Raw genomic sequence first — 20,373 nt, forward strand, 5'->3', positions numbered from 1 at the left:
GATGGAAAAACAACAGCCAACTCTCTCATTACGAGTGATCAACAGCGATCAACTGGAAAGCGGCAAAGCGGCTAGCTGCCTATTCTCTACTCAAGGTGGCACAGTTGGCAGCAGTGAAAGCCATCTTTGGTCCGTTCAAGATCAACAGGGTAATATCAATCCATCACAATTTACTATCCAGTGGCGTGATGGCGCATTTTGCTTACAAATGATCGCGGGTCCCCTATTTGTGAATCAGTCACCCCTGATTGCTGGTGCCGGTTTCATCCGCCTGCAACAAGCGGATGAAATTACTATTGGTAAACTAGTGATCAAAAGTTATATCAGTTTTTCTGATGCAGATCGCATTGATCCCATGACAGTATCACCGGAATCACTGGTTTCCAGCTATAGCAATCCATTGGACGCAATGATGGAAAAAGATCCTGCTCAAGATACCGCTTTCACCGATCATGGTTCTTTGGCACCCACCATTAAACACGATTTCAGTCACGATCCGCTCAAGGTTCTCGATAGCGAAAATCTGACTACACTGGACCAAACACCAGTGAGTAACGAGGTAGACCGAAGCTTGCAACAAGACCACTACCGTACCCCATTATTTTTCTCTTCCCTCTCAGATAACAGAGGCAATGCTATGGATCAGGATTTTGTTGATTTACCCGGTATCTCTTCGCCTTTTAATGAACAGTTTCAAGATATGGAACAGCAACATGTTGCTATCACACCACTAATGCGAGGATTGAACACACAATTGCCTTTGCATAACAGCCAACAGGCTAATGACTTTCTGGAAGAAATGGGTAAGACCATGAAAGCAGCCATTGAAGGTCTACTGGTACTGCAACGTACACAGCATGGGCTGCGCGATAAGCAATTGCGCCCTATCGAAGATAATCCGCTACGGCTGAACATGGATTACAACACCACTATGCAGGTGATGTTTGCGGATCAAAAAAGCCCAGTACATCTCTCTGCCCCTTCCGCTGTCGCTGAAAGTTTACATAACTTGCAATTACATTATCAGGCTAACCGGATTGCGATCACTGCCGCCTTGAACACTATGCTGGATGCTTTCTCACCGGAACATCTACTGAGTCGTTTCTCCCAGTACCGCCGCAGTAATGAGACACAGGAAAAAGATGCAACCTGGGCATGGGAAATGTACACCAATTACTACCGCGAACTGGCTTCCAGCCGCCAACAGGGATTCGAAAAACTGTTCGGTGAAGTCTATGAACAAGCTTATGACCGTGCTTTGCGCCAAGGTTTAGAGGATAGCCAGTAATGAAGCTCTCCGGCGGTAATACCTCATGGTCCGGTTGCTATACCGTATGGTTTGTATTGCTGGCAGCGCTGATGTTAAGCGGTTGTAGCAGTGCATGGCAGGCAACGAAGAAAGTCGGACAGGTAGTCTGGGACCCATCGACTCCTGTTGGTCAACCTGCGAACTTACCTTCCACCGTCGCGATCACTTTGCTGGCAGAACCTGATATTAACCTCAATAAAAATGGGGAAGCCACTCCGGTTGAAATGCATCTGCTCTATCTCAGTGAAGATTCCCGTCTACTTGCTGCTGATTATGACCAACTAGCGAGTGACAAGCTGGATAAAGCGCTGGGGAAAAATTATATCGACCATCAGGATTACACCTTATTGCCGGGGCAGTACAAGCCACTGCCAGTCATCCCGCTGGAAAAAAATAGCCGTTACATCGGCGTTATCGTTCGCTATGCCGATATTAATCAATCCGAATGGAAAAAGGTTATCCGTGTGAAAGACACAGGACAGCAGTACCACATTCTGGTGCATATCAGAGCGAGCGAAGTTGAACTTAGAAAAGAGGAACAATAACTATGCCAGGTAAGAATCGGGTGATTTGGCGCGAAGGATTATTCATCAAGCCACAACACTTTCAGCAACAACAAAAACATAATGACTATCTAGCTCATAGCCGCCAGACGTTCTTAACTAGTTATAGTTATGGCTTCAGTTCTTTGACGCTGGACGAAGACCTTCTCGCTCTGGGACGCATCGGTATCATCGAGGCCAGTGGTATCATGCCAGACGGCACAGTGTTCTCGATTCCTCATCAGGATGCAACTCCTCAACCGCTTGATGTTGTGAATATTCACGAGAACAACAGTAAAGATATCTATCTGGCACTGCCAATAGCCAACGATATTCTCAATGAAATCTCTCATTCAGAATCCAATCATGCAGGAGCTGTGCGCTATCATGAACACATGGAAGATATCCGTGACTTGCATACAGATGGCGGTGATATCTGCCAAGTCATGCTGGCACAACTGACGCCGATTCTGAAACAAGGTTCAGAAGATCTCAGTGCTTTTTCCGTACTACCGCTATGCCAGATAATAGAAAAGCTTCCTACCGGAACTATCATATTGAATGATGATTTCGTACCAACCTGTACATCTATCAGGGTCTCCACTCAATTAAAAAAATATATGGATGAAGTGGATAGGGCAATGACAGAACGAGGCAGATCACTCGCTAACCGGATTGGTTCTCCCGGCCAGCAAGGAGTCGCTGATGTTGCTGAATTTATGATGCTCCAGTTAGTTAACCGAGTTCAGCCGTGGTTTAGCCACTACGCAGGACAAGCCATTTTGCATCCACAAGATTTTTTCATTCAGTTGATCCAAACCTGTGGTGAACTGAGAACATTTACTCATGAATCCCGTCAGGTCGGCAATGTACCGATTTACAAACACGACAACCTGACTGAAACATTCGAGGAAGTCATGCTCATCATGCGCGAAGCAATGGGTGTTGTGCTGACTCCGCGAGCGATTCCGATTAAGCTACAAACTCAAGCCAATGGTATCCGGGTGGCGCACATCCATGATCGCAATGTCTTGACGAACGCGGAATTCATTCTGGCAATCCGCGCTCAGGTTCCACATGACCAATTACTCCGCCAGTTTGCTCAACAGACTAAAGTTACATCGGCTGAAAGGATCCGAGAAATGGTCAGCATCCAGTTGCCTGCCGTAGCACTGGTTGCGCTTCCCTCTGCCCCTCGTCAATTGCCTTATCATGCTGGTTACACCTATTTCCGGCTTGACCAACAAGGCGACGCATGGAAAGACATTTTAAAAGGTAACTCCATCGCCTTTCACGTTTCGGGAGAGTTCCCAGGATTAGACATGCAATTCTGGGCGGTTAGGAACGGGAGTGCCTAATGAAAACCGAAGCCATGAATGACAACTCCATTTTGATGCAGATGGAAACCGATACGACGCTACATCGTCAGTATCAGTTACCGCTACGCGGAGAAAGCCTGAATCCGATGATCGATGCCGCCACACCGCTGCTTGGCATGGTCATGCGTTTAAAAGACATGGGTGATCAACCGCTGCCGGACCAGCTCTATCAACAAGTCGTTACCGATATCCAGGCAATCGAACAACTTCTACAAACCAAAGGTTATGAACCAGGTGCAATTGTCTCTTTCCGTTACATGCTCTGTACCTTCATTGATGAAACCGCACTAGGGCATGGTTGGAACAGTCAGAATGGCTGGTTACAACAATCACTGTTGGTGCAATTCCACAACGAAACCTGGGGTGGTGAAAAAGTCTTTCAGTTGTTAGATCGTTTGATGGGTGAACCTCAGCGCTATCAACATCTGCTAGAGTTTATCTATCTCTGTTTCTGCCTCGGTTACCGTGGTCGCTACAAAGTTGCTTCGCAGAAAAGTGATGACTTTGAACGTTTATTCCGTCGATTACACCAACAACTGCACGCGCTGCGGGGCGAAGCCCCACCCATCATTCTCCACAGTAACGCCAATGAGCGTAATGATCGCTATCGCTTGGGTAAGCGCCTGACCATTAAACATCTGTTCTGGAGCGGTATTACGCTGCTCGCTATCGTTTATGGCTTCTATGCTATCCGTCTGCACAACCAAACCCAGAACATCTTACAACAGCTAAATAACTTATTAAGCTAGGAAAGAACCGATGATTCAGATTGATCTACCTACATTAGTTAATCGCTTAAATCCGATGACTCGGCATGCTCTGGAAGCGGCAGCAGCGCAGTGTGTCAGCCAACAGCAACCTGAAATCACGGTTTCTCAGCTACTACTGCAAATGATCAACACGCCTCTTAGTGATGTCAGGGCGATCTTCAATCAAGCAGAAGTAGACAGCGATTTACTGAAAGAGCAACTTGATCAGATGATCCCTCACCATCAAGCAATGGTTCAGGCCTATCCTAGCTTCTCTCCAATGCTGGTGGAATGGTTACAGGATAGCTGGCTGTTAGCATCAACTGAGATGCAGCATCAGGAATTGCGCAGTGGTGTCATGCTGATGACCTTGCTGTTCAGCCCATTACGCTACCTGACACCACAATCCGCACGTCTTTTATCGGGCATAAACCGCGAATTGTTACGCCAGAATTTTACCCAATGGACCGCGGGTTCCGCCGAACAACCGGTTGTGGAAAACGACAAAAACGGGCAAGGCAAAGCTACCACCAGCAGTGACAACCTGCTCGCCCGTTTTACTCAAAATATGACGGAACAAGCTCGTCAGGGAAAACTCGATCCTGTTCTATGCCGTGACAGAGAAATCGACCTAATGATCGACATTCTCTGCCGTCGCCGTAAAAATAACCCGATTGTGGTGGGTGAAGCGGGCGTCGGTAAAAGTGCTCTCATTGAAGGGTTGGCTCTGCGCATTATCGATAACCGAGTACCGGAAAAACTGCGTAACAGTGAATTGATGACGCTGGATCTGGGAGCATTACAAGCGGGTGCGGCGATAAAAGGTGAATTTGAAAAACGTTTCAAAGGTATCATGAATGAAATAAATCAGTCATCCGTACCGATTATTCTGTTCATCGATGAAGCTCATACCCTGATTGGTGCCGGTAATCAACAAGGCGGACTGGATATCTCCAACCTGCTGAAACCCGCTCTGGCACGGGGTGAATTGAAAACAATTGCTGCAACCACGTGGGGCGAATACAAAAAATATTTCGAAAAAGATGCTGCCCTATCCCGCCGTTTTCAACTGGTTAAAGTGGCCGAACCGACCGCAGAAGAAGCCATCATTATTATGCGTGGCCTGCGGGCAATTTACGAACAATCTCATGGCGTATTAATCGATGATGAAGCACTAAAAGCCTCTGCGGTATTAAGTGACCGTTACCTCTCCGGGCGTCAATTACCGGACAAAGCTATCGATGTACTGGATACCGCTTGCGCTCGCGTTGCCATCAACCTGACTGCACCTCCGCGCCAAATTTCCGCCCTGAAAAACCAACTACATCAGCAGCAGATGGAATCAGACGTGCTGACAAGGGAACAGCGCCTGGGGCTAAACCAGCATATTGATAGGCTGGATGAATTACAGCAACAACAGCAGGAAACCACAGAGAAATTGGCTGAACTGGAAGCCAGTTGGCAACAACAGCAGCAATTGGTTCAGCAAATTATTGAACTACGCCGTCAGCTATTAACCGATGAGGCAAAAGAGAGCGAAGCCGCCGCCGAGATAACAACTGAAGAGTTGATTGCACAATTGGCTGAACTCAATGAACAGTTGGAACAATTACAGCAACAACAAACGCTCGTTTCTCCTCATGTGGATAAGAACCAGATTGCGACGGTCATCGCTGAATGGACTGGCGTACCACTTAATCGCCTGTCACAAAGTGAACTCTCCGTAGTGACTGAACTACCAACTCATTTGGGACAAAGCATCAAAGGACAAGATCTCGCTATTAAATGCCTGCATCAACATTTGTTGACTGCCAGGGCCGACCTGCGCCGCCCCGGCCGTCCATTGGGCGCCTTCTTGCTGGTAGGACCAAGTGGTGTCGGTAAAACCGAAACCGTTTTACAGATTGCAGAATTGATGTTTGGTGGACGTCAATATCTGACCACTATCAATATGTCGGAATTTCAGGAAAAACACACCGTTTCCCGCCTGATTGGTTCACCTCCGGGCTATGTTGGATATGGGGAAGGTGGTGTACTCACCGAAGCTATTCGCCAGAAACCTTATTCCGTCGTCCTACTTGATGAAGTGGAAAAAGCCCATCCTGATGTACTGAACCTGTTCTACCAAGCTTTTGACAAAGGTGAGTTGGCCGATGGGGAAGGCCGAGTGATTGACTGTAAAAATGTGGTCTTCTTTTTAACTTCCAACTTGGGCTATCAAACTATCGTCGATAATGCCGATAAACCGGAAGAGATGAATGACCTGCTTTATCCTGAACTGGCGGCGTTCTTCAAACCCGCATTACTGGCGCGAATGGAAGTGGTTCCTTATCTACCATTGGGACAAGACACCCTGAAAACCATTATTCAGGGCAAACTGGCACGCCTTGATAGCCTGTTGCGTCAACGCTTCAATGCCGAAGTCACCCTTAGTGATGACGTAGTTGAAGAGATACTGCAACGGGCAACCCGTGCTGAAAATGGCGCACGCATGCTGGAATCGATCATTGATGGCGCTTTGTTGCCACCATTATCTCTGCTGTTGTTGCAAAAAATGGCTGCCGGAAAGCAGATCAGCACTATCCAGCTAACTGTTAACAACCATCAATTCAACGCGGTGGTTGAGGAGATACCATGAAACAACGGCTGAGAAGCGCATTAGCGTTATTGGAAAATGACTCTATCGAGCAACTGGTTCATCACTTTCTTCAGGTGAATCACCAACGCCAGCGTTTTGATGCCTTGCTGGTCTCTCTGCTTAACGTGAATGAAAACCGTCTGGAATGCTACCGGCTGCCGGCACCAAACCAGATAAGCGCTCTGCAACTGGATGTCAATATCGGTGATATCAACCATCCACTGGTACAAATCCTGTACAAAGGTATCCCTACGACTTGGGAATCACTCAATCAAGGAGTACGAATAGACAATCGAAACTTTCGCATCTTCGTCGAAGAACTCCCTAATCGCTGCGGCCTACATGCTATCCCGTTGTTTAATTGCAACGGGCAAGCGTGTGGCGTGATTGCTGTTTTCGCCAAAGATGTCCGTCGTTTTGCTGACGATAGCAACATGTTTTACATCTACTGCCACGTCATGCAACACCGATTGAAAAAATTGCAGGAACTAGAACAACTGCGTGAACAATTACGCCAGATCCGCCAAGTTTTTCAGACACAGCGCCAGAAAGAAAAACAGCTTGATGAATTGCTGGCTTCGTTAAGTACTACAGCAGAAAACAAAACATCAGCTAGCGTCTCTCACGATTACAGCAAAATCGATGACTTATCTCAGGCACTCGAAGAGTTCGAATGTGCAGTACTGATACAACGCCAACATATTTACGGCAATAACACCAAACAGATTGCCGCAAGCTTAGGTATTGCACCACGTACACTGACTTACAAACTGGCGAAATACAGGTGTAAATTATGAGTTTTCTGTTACTGGTCAGTTCACTAATCGCCTCTCTGACAGGCAAACCCGATATTCAGCCAGATCAGGAAACCACAACAGCACCTTCACTACCCGCTTTGCTGCAATGCCGGGCAGAACCGTCACCGTTGGTCAGACTCGATTGCTACGACCGTCTATTGGATAAAGTCGATAATATTGCCGTTATCCCGTTAGAAAAAACTGGCCCTGTCTGGCGACAGGCAATGGAACAGGAGATGAAACGAACTGACCATTCAACCGGTTTTATCACCACCCAATCTGAAAGCATACCGACTCGCGTCATACTGACCACACCCGCAATTGGTGTTCCACCACCACGGCCAGTACTGATGCTGAGTTGTATCGATAGCATTACCCGAATACAAATTGCCCTGGCTAAACCACAAGATAGTGGCACTGTAATGATTTCGACAGAAATCACCCAATTCAGTGCTGACTGGTTCTTGCGTGAAAACGGCTACCTGCTGGAATCCAGCCGTGGATTACCGGGCATTGAAGAACTAAAACGACTGATGACAGGAAAAACCCTGACCATCAAAACCGGCAACGGAAACCGAATGACATTCAACATTTCTCAACTGGAACAGGCGGTGAAACCTTTACGCTCCGCCTGTCGCTGGTGATCCCAATGGATATCAGGAAACAATTTGACTGGCAGGACCTCCTGCTGACACCCCTGTCGGATGAACTTATCAGCCGAGAGCTGGATGAAAACGAACCCGCCTGGGAATATATCGATGGAGAGATGGTTAAGCTAGGATCACTGGCCCATTCCAGCATCAATATTGAAGAGATCCAGCGTCAGGCGCTGCAACTGTTCAGCGAAAAAAGCAAAGATTTCAGGCTGATGGTTCATTTACTGCGGACACTGCAACACGGCAGTAATCCCGCTGAACTCATCCTGGCAATGGAGCTGTTAGCCGATTACATCCAGCATTACTGGCAGACAGCCTGGCCCCAAAAACCGCTGCTCAAGCGCCGCCTGGCACAACAGGTGATTAAACGTTTTGACTCTGCGCAACCCGGCTTCTGCGAACAGGCTGATGAAACTCAGCGCGAAGAGGCACAGGGCGCACTAGCTCATCTGGCACAATGCTGGCATACCGATGAACCGGCACTGGCTAAAGAGATTGACCAGTTGCGTCCCCGTTATGCCCGTAAACCTGAGCCAAAACCGGTAGCCGCGCCTGTTGAATCGACAGAAACGACTGCACAATCTGCAAACACTTCAACACTGGCATCCATACCCATACCGGATGTCACCATAGACAGTTCCGGTGAAAAAGCCTGGAAACAGACGCTTCTGACCGTGGCCGACCTGCTATGCGAACGCCAGCCAGATTCCCCTGTGGGTTACCGTCTGCGTCGTTATGCGATCTGGCACACGCTGACCACGGCACCGATGGCGAATGGCGCAGGCAAAACACCGCTGGCACCGACATCGGCAGACCGCACCGCAGATTATCTGACGAAACTCCCGGCGGCGGACAAATCCCTGCTGCAACAGATAGAACAGAGTCTGACACTGGCCCCTTACTGGCTTGACGGGCACGCTATCGCGGCGCAGGCTGCCGAAAAACTGGGTTACCGCCCTGTCGCTGACGCTATCCGTGATGAACTCCGGGCCTTTCTCGACCGTCTGCCGGTTTTACAGCGCCTCTCTTTCTCTGATATGAGCCCCTTTATCTCAGAGGCCACCCTGAACTGGCTGCATCCTCCGGCAACCACCACCGTCAGCCACAGTGCCACGCAGGAACAGGACGCTATCTGGCACTGTTTCCAGCAACACGGCCTGGAAGCCGCCCTCAACGCCGCGGAGCAATATCAGCAACACCTGACCGAACCCCGGGATCAGTTCTACGGTCAGTTACTGACGGCACAGTTACTGGAGCAGGCGGGGATGAGCGCGCTGGCACAACAACATTACCGCCAGCTGCGCCAGGCAGGACAACACCTGTCACTCACCGACTGGGAACCCGGCCTGCTGGCGGCACTGGCAGAAAAAGCCTCAATCACCTCCCCCGCAAAGGAGACGACTGCAAACAGGAGCGTTAACCCATGAACTGGCTTTCTTTACTGCTGAAAAATATCAAAAAACCGGCGATGCCGCGTCTGCCGCCACTGAAAGCCGCCGCCTCGCTGATACTGGCCCTCCTGCCCTGTCTTGCCCTTATCTGGCTGTGGTGGTGGGGACCCGGCTGGCAGTTTAAACAGACCCACCCGCTGGAAACGCTTTCTGCCCGCTGGCTGGCGACGGTCATCCTCCTCCTGCTGGCCCTGAGTTTTGTCGGGATAAAAATCTGGCGCCGCCTGCGCCAGCTTGAAAAACTTAAGCTGGAGGTGGAACTGAACACCGTCGATCCGGTACAGGCCGATATCACCCGTCAGGACAGTTATCTCCATCACTGGAAAGCCCGGCTGCAACGCCATCTCGGCACCTGGGATTATCTCTACCAGCGCCCCTGGTACCTGGTGATGGGCAACACCGGCAGCGGCAAAACCGCCCTGATCCAGGAAGGCTGCCGGCTGACTGACATTGCCGCGCCGGACACCCTGACCGGGGAAGAGGCACTGCATCTGCGCTGCTGGCTGGGGGAAAAAGCGGTCATCATTGACCCGGACGGCTTCCTTATCGACCAGCTATCGCAGCCGGACGCCGGCAAACCTCAGCTGCCCACCCGCCTGTGGCAGGCCCTGCTCGCCTGGTTAACCGAAAACCGCCAGCGCCAGCCCCTTAACGGCATTATTCTGACCGTGGATATTCACCGCTTACTGACCGACAACAAAGCGCAGCGGGAACGGGTTATTGCCGCGCTTCACCTGCGCCTGCAGGATCTGCGCTTAACCCTGCATAACCACCTGCCCTGCTATCTGGTGCTGACCAAACTCGACCGGCTGCACGGTTTCAGCGCCGCTTTTCAGTCACTGGACCGATCGCAGCGCGACCAGATCCTGGGCGTCACTTTTAGTCTGAATGCGCAGGATGAGCAAAGCTGGCGCGCTGAGCTGGCACAGTTCTGGCGCCAGTGGATGCAGCAGCTCAACGCGGCCCTGCCGGACATGATGCTCAATAAGGTGGACAGCAGTCAGCGCAGCCCGCTGTTCAGCTTCACCCGCCAGATACAGGGGCTGCACAGCGCTCTGGCGCCGCTGCTGGAGGGGATCCTCTACAACGGCGGTCCGGCACAGCCCGGCCTGCGCGGGGTTTATCTCACCTCGTCTCAACAAATCGGCCAGATGGATGACCTGTTTACCCAGTCTGCCGCGGCGCAGTATCACCTCGGGCCGCAGGCTTTTCCCACCTGGCCGGTGGCGGACACCGTGCCCTACTTCACCCGCGCGCTGTTTGAAGAGGTCCTGCTGGCCGAGCCGAATCTGGCGGCTGAAAACCGCCTGTGGCTAAGCCGCCACCGCCACAAACTGCTGACCTTCTCCACCGCGGGTGCCGTGGTGGTGCTGGCCCTGTGGACCGGCTGGCACTACTACTATCAGAAGAACTACCGGGCCGGTGACGAGGTGCTGGCGCAGGCCAGAACCTTCCTGTCGGTGCCGCCCCCCAAAGGCGAAGACCGTCACGGCAATTTACAGCTGCCCCTGCTCAATCCTCTCCGTGAGGCCACGCTGGCCTACGGGGATTACCATCACAAAGGGCTGCTGGCGGATATGGGACTTTATCAGGGCGCGGAGGTCGGCCCGTATGTGGAAAACACCTACCTGCAACTGCTGTCTCAGCGCTTCCTGCCCGCCTTAATGAACGGCCTGCTGGATGACCTGAACCGCGCGCCTAAAGGCAGCGAAGAAAAACTGGCCGTCCTGCGCATCATGCGGATGCTGGAAGACGGCAGCGGCCGCAATAAATCGCTGGTAGAAAACTATATGCGGGCGCGCTGGAGTCAGGCCTTTAATGGCCGGCGGCCGTTACAGGATCAGTTACTGACCCACCTGGACTATGCCCTGGATCACACCGACTGGCGGGCCGCGCGGGAGGCGGGCGATCAGGCCGCGATCAGCCGCTTTGCGCCTTACCAACTGCCGATCATAAATGCCGAGAAAGAGCTGAGTCAGCTCTCTATTTATCAGCGGGTCTATCAGAACCTGCGCATTAAAGCCCGGGATTCACTGCCGCCGCCCCTCAACCTGCGCGACCAGATTGGCCCGGGCTTTGACAGCCTCTTTATTGCCAATAATGACAGGCAACTGATTATCCCGCAGTTCCTGACGATAAACGGCCTGAACAACTACTTCGTCAAACAGGACGACCAGCTGATCGACCTCACCGTCATGGACAGCTGGGTCCTGAACCTGTCGCATAACGTGCAGTACAGCGACACCGACCGCAAAGAAATCCAGCGACAAATCACCGAGCAGTACCTGGGGGACTACACCGCCACCTGGCGCGCGGCGATGAACAACCTGGACATTCGTGATTTTACCGATATCCCGCAGGCCATCAGCGCCATTGAACAGGTCATCAGCGGCGAGCAGCCCATCAGCCGCGCCCTGCAAATCCTCAGCGACAACACCCGCCTGCCGGTGATTGACGAGACGCTGCCGGCCAAAGCACAGCAGCCGTTACGTGATACCCCGGATTACCGCCTGCGGGTGCGTATTAACCGGGAATTCGCGCCGGAAACCGCGGTGCTGGTGGAGTACGGGGACAAAAACAGCACCCTGCAGGGGGTTTACCAGAAACTGGTGGAACTGCACCGTTACCTGCTGGCGATTCAGAACGCCCCGGTCCCGGGTAAAGCCGCCCTGAGCGCCGTTCAGCAGCGGCTGGAACAGCATAACGGCGACCCGATTTTCGAAGTCCGGCAGCTGGCGAAAAACCTGCCGGCACCGCTCAACCGCTGGGTCGGCGAACTGGCCGAACAGGCCTGGCGGGTGGTGATGCGGGAAGCGATAAGTTCGCTGGAAATCGAATGGCACGACACCGTGGTCAGACAGTACCAGACCTACCTGGCCGGCCGCTATCCGTTCAACCCGGACGCGACTGAGGATGTGCCGCTCAGTGAGTTCGAGCGCTTCTTCCGGCCCGGCGGCACGCTGGATGCCTTCTATCAGCAGAACCTGAAACCGTTTGTGGAAAACAACCTGACCCACAGCGCGGACGGCCAGCAGCTTATCCGTCAGGATGTGCTGGCACAGCTGAAACGGGCCGACCGTATCCGCGACACCTTCTTCTCGCCGCAAAACGGTCTGGGGGTCCAGTATGCCATTGAACCCCTCAGCCTGACCGGCAATAAACGTCGCAGCCTGCTCAATCTCGACGGCCAGCTGCTCGATTATGCCCACGGGCGCAGCAACATTGCGCGCCTAATCTGGCCCAACTCGATGCGGGCCGGAGTGGAAAGCCAGCTCACGCTGATACCGGATGCCCGCGGCAAATCCCCGCGCGCCATCAGCTTCACCGGCCCGTGGGCCCAGCTGCGCCTGATTAACAGCGGCAAACTGACCAGCGTGCGTCAGGACTCGTTTGATGTGCGGTTCACGGTGGACGGGGGCGACATGACCTACCGTATCTACGTGGATGAGTCCGACAACCCGTTTGCCGGCGGCCTGTTCAGTCAGTTCAGACTGCCTGACACGCTCTATTAACTGCAAAATAAACACAAACCCTGTTCTCCGCGCCGGCGGAGACAGGTGAAAGGATGAACGGCCATGAGTGAACACCCTGAAAACCTGATTATCCGTGCCGGCGGTAACCCGATGAATCTGCCGGCGTTTACGGCCATCCGCGAAGAAATCAACAAAATCAACCACCCGTCTCAGCCGGCCGTGAACTGGCCGCTGATTGAATCACTGGCCCTGACGCTGTTTCGCACCCACGGCGTCGATTTGCAGAGCGCGATTTACTACACCCTGGCCCGGATGCAGCTCAGCGGCCTGGCCGGGTTCACGGAAGGCTGTGAACTGCTGGCCGGGGTGATGGTCAGCCAGTGGGATGCACTGTGGCCCCCGCAGCCGGCGGTCCGCGCCGAGATGCTGGACTGGTTTAACACCCGCAGCGGCAACGCCTTACGCCAGCACGATTACACTCCCCGCGACCTGCGGATGATTTACCGGGCCGAGCGGGCCTTACAGCTCATCGTCGACCGGCTCCAGCAGTCCGACCTGAAACGCCTGCCGAAGGTCGAAAACCTGCTGTGGTTTTTCCAGAACACCGCCAAAAAACTGGAACAGGCCCGACTCCTGCCTAAACCGGCCGCTAAACCCGTACAGATGCCGCCGCTGGTTTATCTCGCCAGCACCGAGCCGGTGCCGCCGGAAACGGACGATGACGTGAGTGACGACCGCCGTCAGCCCAAAGTCCAGGTCCGTTTCCCTGCTCCCCCGCCGCGACCGATGAGCGCCTTACAGGGGTTCGGACTCGGCGTATTACTGGGGGGATTTGTCCTGACCGGGACCTGGCTGGGCCTTTACCGGCCCCTGCAACAGCAGTTAACTGCCCTGACTGACACGCCGGACGGAGCAAGACTGGCCTGGTTATATCATCCCGACCGGCAAACCTATGCGCAGCAGTTAACCCGGTTAGCCGACACCTCCCCGCTGGTCGTCCTGCAACAGGCTGAGCAGCTGACCGCCACGGCACAAAAAACCTGGCCGCAGGACAGCCAACAGCAGCGTGAGACCGGCCGCTGGCAGCAGCTACAGGCTATCCGGCTGGAGAATGCGCCGGCTCCCGGCCGCTGGCGCCAGACCCGGCATCAGCTCCAGCTGCTGGCGGACAAAATCCTGGAACAGGAGCGCAACCGGGGCAGTTTCACCCTCTCTTACCTGAAAACCGCGATTTATCAGATTCAGCACAGCCACAACCGTGACGTTCCGCTGGAAGAGCTGCTGCGCCAGCTTGCCGACACCGTCGAACAGGGGCAGGCCGTCTCACCGGCGCTGATAAAAAAGACCGACGACCGTTTTAACGCCCTGCTCAGCCGGTACTACGCGTTGCAGAACGCCGCCGGCCTGACCGCGGCCCCTGAACACCCCCGCCCGTCAATACAGCCAAGGAACCCTTAATATGTCATTCCAGAAAAAAACCGCCGGCCCGGCCGGCAACCTCGCACAGCAAATCGCCGGCCGCCTCCGTCCCCAAAGCGCCGGCGGCTTACAGTTCACCCTCACCGCCGGCGGACTGCCGCCGCGCACCTTTGTGGTGGCCGCCTTCACCCTGAACGAAGCGTTCTCCACCCCGTTCACCCTGGAGGTTAGTTTAGCCAGTGCCGACCCGGCCATCGATTTCGCGGCGGTGCTCGACAAAAGCGCCACCCTCTCCATCCTGCGCGAAGGGAAAACCGAGCGCACTGTTACCGGCATGGTCGCCCACTTTGAACAGGGTACTACCGGCAAACATCAGACCGGCTATAAGATGACGGTCCGGCCCGATATGTGGCGCACCACCCTGCGCCAGAATTCCCGCATTTTTCAGCAGCAGGATATCCAGACCATTATCACCACCCTGCTCAAAGAAAACGGCGTCCGGGATGTGGTATTCAGCCTGCGCAACCCGCACCCGGAACGGGAGTTCTGCGTCCAGTACCGCGAAACCGATTTTGACTTTCTGCAACGGCTGGCCGCCGAAGAGGGCCTCTTTTATTTCTTTGAATTCAGCGGGAACAAAAACACCCTGGTGTTTGCCGACGATGCCGGCTCCGTGGTTAAAGGCCCGGCGCTGCCCTATCACCCCGGCGACGTCGGGCAGGCTCAGCAGCTGTGCATTACCCGGCTGACCCGCCAGGCTCAGGTGCGGCCGGCGGTAGTGGAACTCAAAGATTACACCTTCAAAAACCCGGCCTGGGCGGCGGAGTTCCGTCATCAGATGCGGGAACAGGACCTCCAGCATACCGGCTATGAACACTTCGATTTTCCCGGCGGCTTCAAAGATGAACAGCACGGCGCCGATTTCACCCGCTACCGGCTGGAAGCCCTGCGCAATAATGCCCTGACCGGTGACGGCGAAAGTAATGCCGCCACCCTGCAGCCCGGAGTGCTGTTCACCCTGGTCAGCCATCCCCGGGATGACCTGAACCGGCTCTGGCAACTGGTCAGCGTCGCCCATCAGGGCAGCCAGCCGCAGGCGCTGGAACAGGCCGCCGGCGAGAGCGGCACGGTCATGAGCAACCGCTTCACCTTCATTCCCTATAACCAGCACTGGCGCCCGGCCCCGTTAGCCAAACCGGTGATGGAGGGGCCGCAGATAGCCAAAGTGGCCGGCCCGGCCGGGGAAGAAATCTACTGCGACCAGTACGGCCGTATCCGCCTGCAATTCCTGTGGGACCGCTACGGCCGGAGTAACGACAACAGCTCCTGCTGGATACGGGTGACCCAGCCCTGGGCCGGCCAGGGGTGGGGCATGCTGGCTATCCCGCGGATTGGGCAGGAAGTGGTGGTGGACTTTCTTAACGGCGACCCGGACCAGCCGATAGTCACCGGCCGCACCTATCATGCCAGCAATATTCCGCCGGGGGCCCTGCCGGGCAGCAAAACCCAGATGGCCCTGCGTTCCAAAACCCATAAAGGGGAAGGCTACAACGAACTGCGCTTCGAGGATGCCAAAGGCAGTGAAGAGCTGGCTTTGCACGCGCAGCGGGACATGAACATCGTGGTGCTTAATAACCGCGAAACCCGGGTCATGAACGACCACACCGAAAGCATCGGCCATAATCAGGTGCTGTCGGTCAGAAATGACCGCCATAAAGAAGTGACAGGCAACGAAGTCAGTGCCATCACCGGCCTGCGTCAAATCACCGTCGAAAAAGACAGCCTGCTGAACGTAAAAAATAACATTCAGATACATTCTCAGGCGGGGGGTATCGAAATTGCGACTTCCGGGGGCAGCATCACCATCGACAATGCCGGCAATATCAGCATTCAGGGCGCCAATATCACTATCAATGGCAAACAGGTCAATGTGAACTGACCGGGACTGACTATCAACTTATTTCAATCAACAACGGAAAAAACATGGAAAACACAACATATCAGATGAATGAAGGCACACTGGCTATCCCAGGCAACTGGCGGGATGAATCCATGAACGTATTCGTGCTGCCGGACGACAGCGGCATTAATCTGGTGGTCAGCCGCACACCGGTTCCTGCCGGCATGGATAACAACGCTTACTATGAACAGACCCTGGAACAGTTCTGCACTCATCTGCCCGGTTACCAGGAGCATCAGCGCAGCGAAATCACCCTGAGCCAGCAACCTGCCCGCCGTCTGGATTACCAGTGGAAAAGCCCGGAAGGCGACATGTACCAGACCGTGGTGCTGCAAATCCGGGGCACGCTGCTGCTGACCTTCAACCTGACCTCCCCCGCGCCTTTTGAAGAACGTCAGCGTGATACATTGCTGGCGGTTATCAACAGTTTTCAGGCGGCCTGATGACCTGACAGGAGGAACACCATGTCATTTGGTGATGAAATCGTCACCCGGATAGCACGGGTTGGCGCACAACATGCCGTGCGCGTTTCCCCGCCACAAGGCAGCCCCGGTCCGGCCGCTGCCCGCGAAGGCGACCCGATAAAACATGCCAGCTTTCTGGGCGCACTGGCCGGGGCGATTGCCGGCGCCCTGATAGGGGCTGCCGTATTTGCTGCGGCATCGGCACTGGTGGGGCTGACGGTCCTCACCGGGGGACTGGCCACCGTCGCCGTCATTGCTCTGGGGGCAACCGCAACATTTGCACTGGGTGACGTCATCAGTGCCGCCAGCTCGGCGGTCACAAAAATGGTGAACAGCGTCGGCCCGCCGAGCGGCGCACTGGCCAGTGGCTCCCCCAATGTCTTTATCGAAGGCAAACCCGCTGCCAGGGCCACAGCCGATATCGCTGCCTGTAGCAAACACCCTGCGCCGCCCCTGATTGCCCAGGGCAGTGAAACCGTATTTATTAACGGTTCTCCCGCAGCCCGGGTGGATGACAAACTGGTGTGTGGCGCCACCATTAAATCCGGCGCCAAAACGGTATTTATCGGCTCCGGTCAGGGCACTTACCTGGAGGTCGCCGAAGAGTTCTCGGCCTGGGAACGGGCGATACTGATAGCCGTTGAATTTCTGGTGCCGCCCTCCCGGGGGGCGATTAAAGGGCTCGGTAAACTGTTCACCAGACAGGCCGGCGCAAAGGTGGTCAGCGGGGCCATTGCCGGTGTCCGGCATGCCGGAAAGATACTATCGGGTAAAACTCTCTGCTGTGCCAAAACCGCTTTCAGAGAAACCCGGGGGGCAAAACGTTACCGGGAAGCGACTAAAAAATTCTTTACCGGCGACCCGATTGACGTCACCACCGGCCAGCTGTTTGACCAGCGGACCGATATCGCTCTCGGTCAGACCCTGCCGCTGGTGTTTTTGCGCAGCTGGGCGCCGGGGGAACAGGGCTTACTGGGGCCGGGCTGGACGGACAGCTTCTCCGAATGCGCCCTGACGACCGGTGACCGGGTAGAAATCCGCACCACCGAAGGAGCATCGCTTTACTTTGCCTTACCCCCTGCCTATACACACAGCACCAACCCGGACCACCCGGACTTTACCCTGAGCCGGGGCGAGCAGGGTTACATCCTCCGCCACCGTGACTCACCGGTCAGCAAATACTTTGCCCGGCCCCATCCGTCATCCGCCTCAGAAGAGGCGTCCCGGCGCTGGCTGCTGACGGAACACCGGGATGTGTATGACAACCGGCTGCGCTTTATCTATAACGAGGGCGGTCAGCTGACGCAGGTTATCCACAGTGACGGACCGGTATTGATGCTGCGTTACAACCGGCGCGGACAACTGACAGAGATTCTCCGCGCCGATGAAGGGTTACAGGCAGTGATGGCCCGTTATCACTACCATGATGATGGCCGGCTGGCAGAAGCAGACAGCGCCCAGAATTTCCACCTGTACTATGAATATAACGCACAGGGCCTGATAAGCCGCTGGTCTGACGGCGACCAGACCTGGGTGGATTACCGCTACGACAGTGAAGGACGCTGTACTGACAGCATCGGCGCCGGCGGCTTCTATCCGGTCCGCCTGGACTATGCGCCCGGCATAACCCGTTCCACCACCCCGCAGGGGCATACCACCACCTGGCATTACAACGACCAGCAGTTAATAACAGAAATCCACACCCCGCGCGGCAGTGCGACCCGCTATGAATATGATCGCCGGGGCAATCTGGTCAGACAGATATTACCTATGGGGGAAACCCTGACGCTGACCTGGCTGGCCGATACCGGCCGGGTGACCTCACTGACCGACGCCACCGGCGCCGTGTGGCAATACAGCTATGATGCTGACAGCCTGCAACTGACCGGCATGACCGACCCGCTGCAACGTACCTGGCTGCCTTTATATGATGAGCAGGGCCAGCCCGCCGGATTTATTGCGCCGGACGGCCGGAAAACCACGCTCACCCGCAATGCTTTCGGGCTGGTAACGTCAGAAACCGACACCGACGGCAACTGCCGCACACAGGAATATGATAAGCATCAGCGGCTGGTGAGAGTGCTGGATGAGGAAAACCGGACTGTCAGGCTGGGTTATGACAGTCAGGACCGGTTACGAAGCCTGACGGCAGCGGGAGCGCTGTGGCGCTGGCGTTACGACCGCCATCACCGGGTTGCGGTCAGCGACCGGCCGGATAACCATCCGGAGCACTTCACCCACGACCGCCACGGGAACTTAACCTGCTGGACCGATGCCCGCGGCGTGAAATGGCAGGTGGAGTATGGCCCGTTTGACCTGCCGGTCGCCCGGCGGGATGGCGAGGGACATCGCTGGCAGTATCGTTACGACGCGGACACGCTGCAACTGACGCAGGTGATTAACCCGCAGGGGGAAACCTACAGCTACACACTGGATGCGGATGGCCGGGTTATCGCCGAGCAGGATTATGCCGGCACGCAGTGGCACTACCGTTATGACCTGTCGGGGAACTGCATTGAGAAACGGGATGGAGAAGAGAACCTCACCCGCTATGACTATGACGCGGCCCGCCGGCTGACAGCCCTGCACACCCCGGAAGGAGAGACCCGTTACCACTACGATATCCTGGGACGACTGTTAACGGTGGAATCGCCGGACAGCGCCCTGCATTTTGAATACGACGACCAGGACCGGATAGTGCGGGAAATCCAGCCGCACGGTGAAATTCAGCGTCACTACCCGGATAACCGCGCCGCAGAGCGGCAGTTGTTCACCGGAGAAACGGCACAGCCGACCGGCCCCGCCCGGTTTAGCGGGCAGACCCGCCTCAGCCACTGGCAGAGCCGGCTGGAAGTTAACCGGGTGGGCGAATTAATCAGGCTGACGCTGGACAATCAGACGCCCCTGACCATAGAGCGGGATGACGCCGGCAGGGATACGGGACGTTATGTGGAAGGGGGATTTATTCTGCGTCAGCAGTATAACCTGATGGGGCAACTGACCGCGCAGCGGGCGGGCCGCAACCCGCATTTCTTCCGGCCGGCTGAACTGGAAGAAATTACCGGGCCCGCTTATGCGGGGGTGGCGCGCCGGTATGAATATGATGCGACGCTGAACCTGACGGCAGCCAGTGATGACGGGCAGCAGCTGGACTATCTTCTCAACGGCAACGGCCAGGTGATGTCGGTGGGGGAAGGTCGGACACTGCGGGAGCATTATCAGTATGACGCCGCCGGTTACCCGTCGAGGCGGTTTGACGGGGCGCAGGAGATTATGGGGGAAACCCTCTATCAGGAGGGCCACCGCCTGAACTGGGTGGGCTCGCACCGGTTTGTCTACGACCGGGCCGGACGTGTGCGGGAGAAACAGTTTTTAGCCGAAGGTTACCGGCCGGCGCTGACGACATACCGGTGGAACAGCCAGAACCAGCTGACGGGGCTTGTCACGCCGGATGACATCCGGTGGGAATATCGCTATGATGCCTTCGGACGGCGGACGGAAAAGCGGTGTATCCAGACCGGTAAGCTGACCACGTA

The 20,373-nt window shown here is 55.1% G+C and carries 13 protein-coding genes; all 13 read left to right on the plus strand.

All coding sequences use genetic code 11. The annotated features are described in order from the left end of the window. Nucleotide 1 precedes the first annotated feature (1 nt). Nucleotides 2-1,288 carry a type VI secretion system-associated FHA domain protein TagH gene (gene tagH, locus LG003_RS17470; protein ID WP_112878156.1) on the plus strand — a complete coding sequence of 429 codons (1,287 nt, stop codon included), beginning with the start codon at nucleotides 2-4 and terminating at the stop codon, nucleotides 1,286-1,288. Continuing rightward, nucleotides 1,288-1,854, plus strand: coding sequence for a type VI secretion system lipoprotein TssJ (gene tssJ, locus LG003_RS17475; protein ID WP_112878157.1), 567 nt, complete (start codon nucleotides 1,288-1,290; stop codon nucleotides 1,852-1,854). Before tagH ends, tssJ begins: the two co-directional genes overlap by 1 nt. Nucleotides 1,855-1,856: 2 nt before the next feature. Continuing rightward, nucleotides 1,857-3,209, plus strand: coding sequence for a type VI secretion system baseplate subunit TssK (gene tssK, locus LG003_RS17480; RefSeq protein ID WP_112878158.1), 1,353 nt, complete (start codon nucleotides 1,857-1,859; stop codon nucleotides 3,207-3,209). Beyond that, on the plus strand, nucleotides 3,209-3,979 hold the full coding sequence (gene icmH / locus LG003_RS17485) for a type IVB secretion system protein IcmH/DotU (protein ID WP_112878159.1): 771 nt from the start codon (nucleotides 3,209-3,211) through the stop codon (nucleotides 3,977-3,979). The genes tssK and icmH overlap by 1 nt, the downstream gene beginning before the upstream one ends. A 10-nt stretch (nucleotides 3,980-3,989) precedes the next feature. After that, entirely contained in the window at nucleotides 3,990-6,617 is a 2,628-nt protein-coding gene (gene tssH / locus LG003_RS17490; RefSeq protein WP_112878160.1) for a type VI secretion system ATPase TssH, read from the plus strand. Then, complete coding sequence (locus LG003_RS17495) at nucleotides 6,614-7,414, plus strand: helix-turn-helix domain-containing protein (RefSeq protein WP_112878161.1); 801 nt, start codon at nucleotides 6,614-6,616, stop codon at nucleotides 7,412-7,414. Before tssH ends, LG003_RS17495 begins: the two co-directional genes overlap by 4 nt. Then, complete coding sequence (vasI, locus tag LG003_RS17500; protein WP_112878162.1) at nucleotides 7,411-8,058, plus strand: type VI secretion system-associated protein VasI; 648 nt, start codon at nucleotides 7,411-7,413, stop codon at nucleotides 8,056-8,058. The genes LG003_RS17495 and vasI overlap by 4 nt, the downstream gene beginning before the upstream one ends. A gap of 5 nt (nucleotides 8,059-8,063) precedes the next feature. Continuing rightward, complete coding sequence (gene tssA / locus LG003_RS17505) at nucleotides 8,064-9,497, plus strand: type VI secretion system protein TssA (protein WP_112878163.1); 1,434 nt, start codon at nucleotides 8,064-8,066, stop codon at nucleotides 9,495-9,497. Further along, nucleotides 9,494-13,033 carry a type VI secretion system membrane subunit TssM gene (tssM, locus tag LG003_RS17510; protein ID WP_112878164.1) on the plus strand — a complete coding sequence of 1,180 codons (3,540 nt, stop codon included), beginning with the start codon at nucleotides 9,494-9,496 and terminating at the stop codon, nucleotides 13,031-13,033. Before tssA ends, tssM begins: the two co-directional genes overlap by 4 nt. A gap of 63 nt (nucleotides 13,034-13,096) precedes the next feature. After that, the gene (locus LG003_RS17515; RefSeq protein WP_112878165.1) at nucleotides 13,097-14,452 is read left to right on the plus strand and encodes a VasL domain-containing protein; all 1,356 of its coding nucleotides are present in this window, start codon (nucleotides 13,097-13,099) and stop codon (nucleotides 14,450-14,452) included. A 1-nt stretch (nucleotide 14,453) separates the two neighbouring features. Further along, complete coding sequence (locus LG003_RS17520) at nucleotides 14,454-16,352, plus strand: type VI secretion system Vgr family protein (protein ID WP_262981269.1); 1,899 nt, start codon at nucleotides 14,454-14,456, stop codon at nucleotides 16,350-16,352. 44 nt (nucleotides 16,353-16,396) lie between these two features. Further along, nucleotides 16,397-16,816: a DUF1795 domain-containing protein gene (locus tag LG003_RS17525; protein ID WP_112878167.1), complete on the plus strand. Its 420-nt coding sequence runs from the start codon at nucleotides 16,397-16,399 to the stop codon at nucleotides 16,814-16,816. A 21-nt stretch (nucleotides 16,817-16,837) separates the two neighbouring features. Next, the coding region (locus tag LG003_RS17530) for a PAAR domain-containing protein (RefSeq protein ID WP_262981270.1) at nucleotides 16,838-20,373 on the plus strand (3,536 nt) is incomplete at its 3' end.

This window comes from Photorhabdus kleinii (assembly GCF_025384885.1).
In the GTDB taxonomy this organism is placed as follows: Bacteria; Pseudomonadota; Gammaproteobacteria; order Enterobacterales; family Enterobacteriaceae; genus Photorhabdus; species Photorhabdus kayaii.

What these genes read in the sequence shown, in the direction of transcription:
- tssM (WP_112878164.1), top strand. Translation starts at nt 9,494, where the DNA reads ATGAACTGGCTTTCTTTACTGCTGAAAAATATCAAAAAACCGGCGATG.
- tssK (WP_112878158.1), top strand. Translation starts at nt 1,857, where the DNA reads ATGCCAGGTAAGAATCGGGTGATTTGGCGCGAAGGATTATTCATCAAG.
- tssA (WP_112878163.1), top strand. Translation starts at nt 8,064, where the DNA reads ATGGATATCAGGAAACAATTTGACTGGCAGGACCTCCTGCTGACACCC.
- vasI (WP_112878162.1), top strand. Translation starts at nt 7,411, where the DNA reads ATGAGTTTTCTGTTACTGGTCAGTTCACTAATCGCCTCTCTGACAGGC.
- icmH (WP_112878159.1), top strand. Translation starts at nt 3,209, where the DNA reads ATGAAAACCGAAGCCATGAATGACAACTCCATTTTGATGCAGATGGAA.
- LG003_RS17495 (WP_112878161.1), top strand. Translation starts at nt 6,614, where the DNA reads ATGAAACAACGGCTGAGAAGCGCATTAGCGTTATTGGAAAATGACTCT.
- tssH (WP_112878160.1), top strand. Translation starts at nt 3,990, where the DNA reads ATGATTCAGATTGATCTACCTACATTAGTTAATCGCTTAAATCCGATG.
- tssJ (WP_112878157.1), top strand. Translation starts at nt 1,288, where the DNA reads ATGAAGCTCTCCGGCGGTAATACCTCATGGTCCGGTTGCTATACCGTA.
- LG003_RS17525 (WP_112878167.1), top strand. Translation starts at nt 16,397, where the DNA reads ATGGAAAACACAACATATCAGATGAATGAAGGCACACTGGCTATCCCA.
- LG003_RS17520 (WP_262981269.1), top strand. Translation starts at nt 14,454, where the DNA reads ATGTCATTCCAGAAAAAAACCGCCGGCCCGGCCGGCAACCTCGCACAG.
- tagH (WP_112878156.1), top strand. Translation starts at nt 2, where the DNA reads ATGGAAAAACAACAGCCAACTCTCTCATTACGAGTGATCAACAGCGAT.
- LG003_RS17515 (WP_112878165.1), top strand. Translation starts at nt 13,097, where the DNA reads ATGAGTGAACACCCTGAAAACCTGATTATCCGTGCCGGCGGTAACCCG.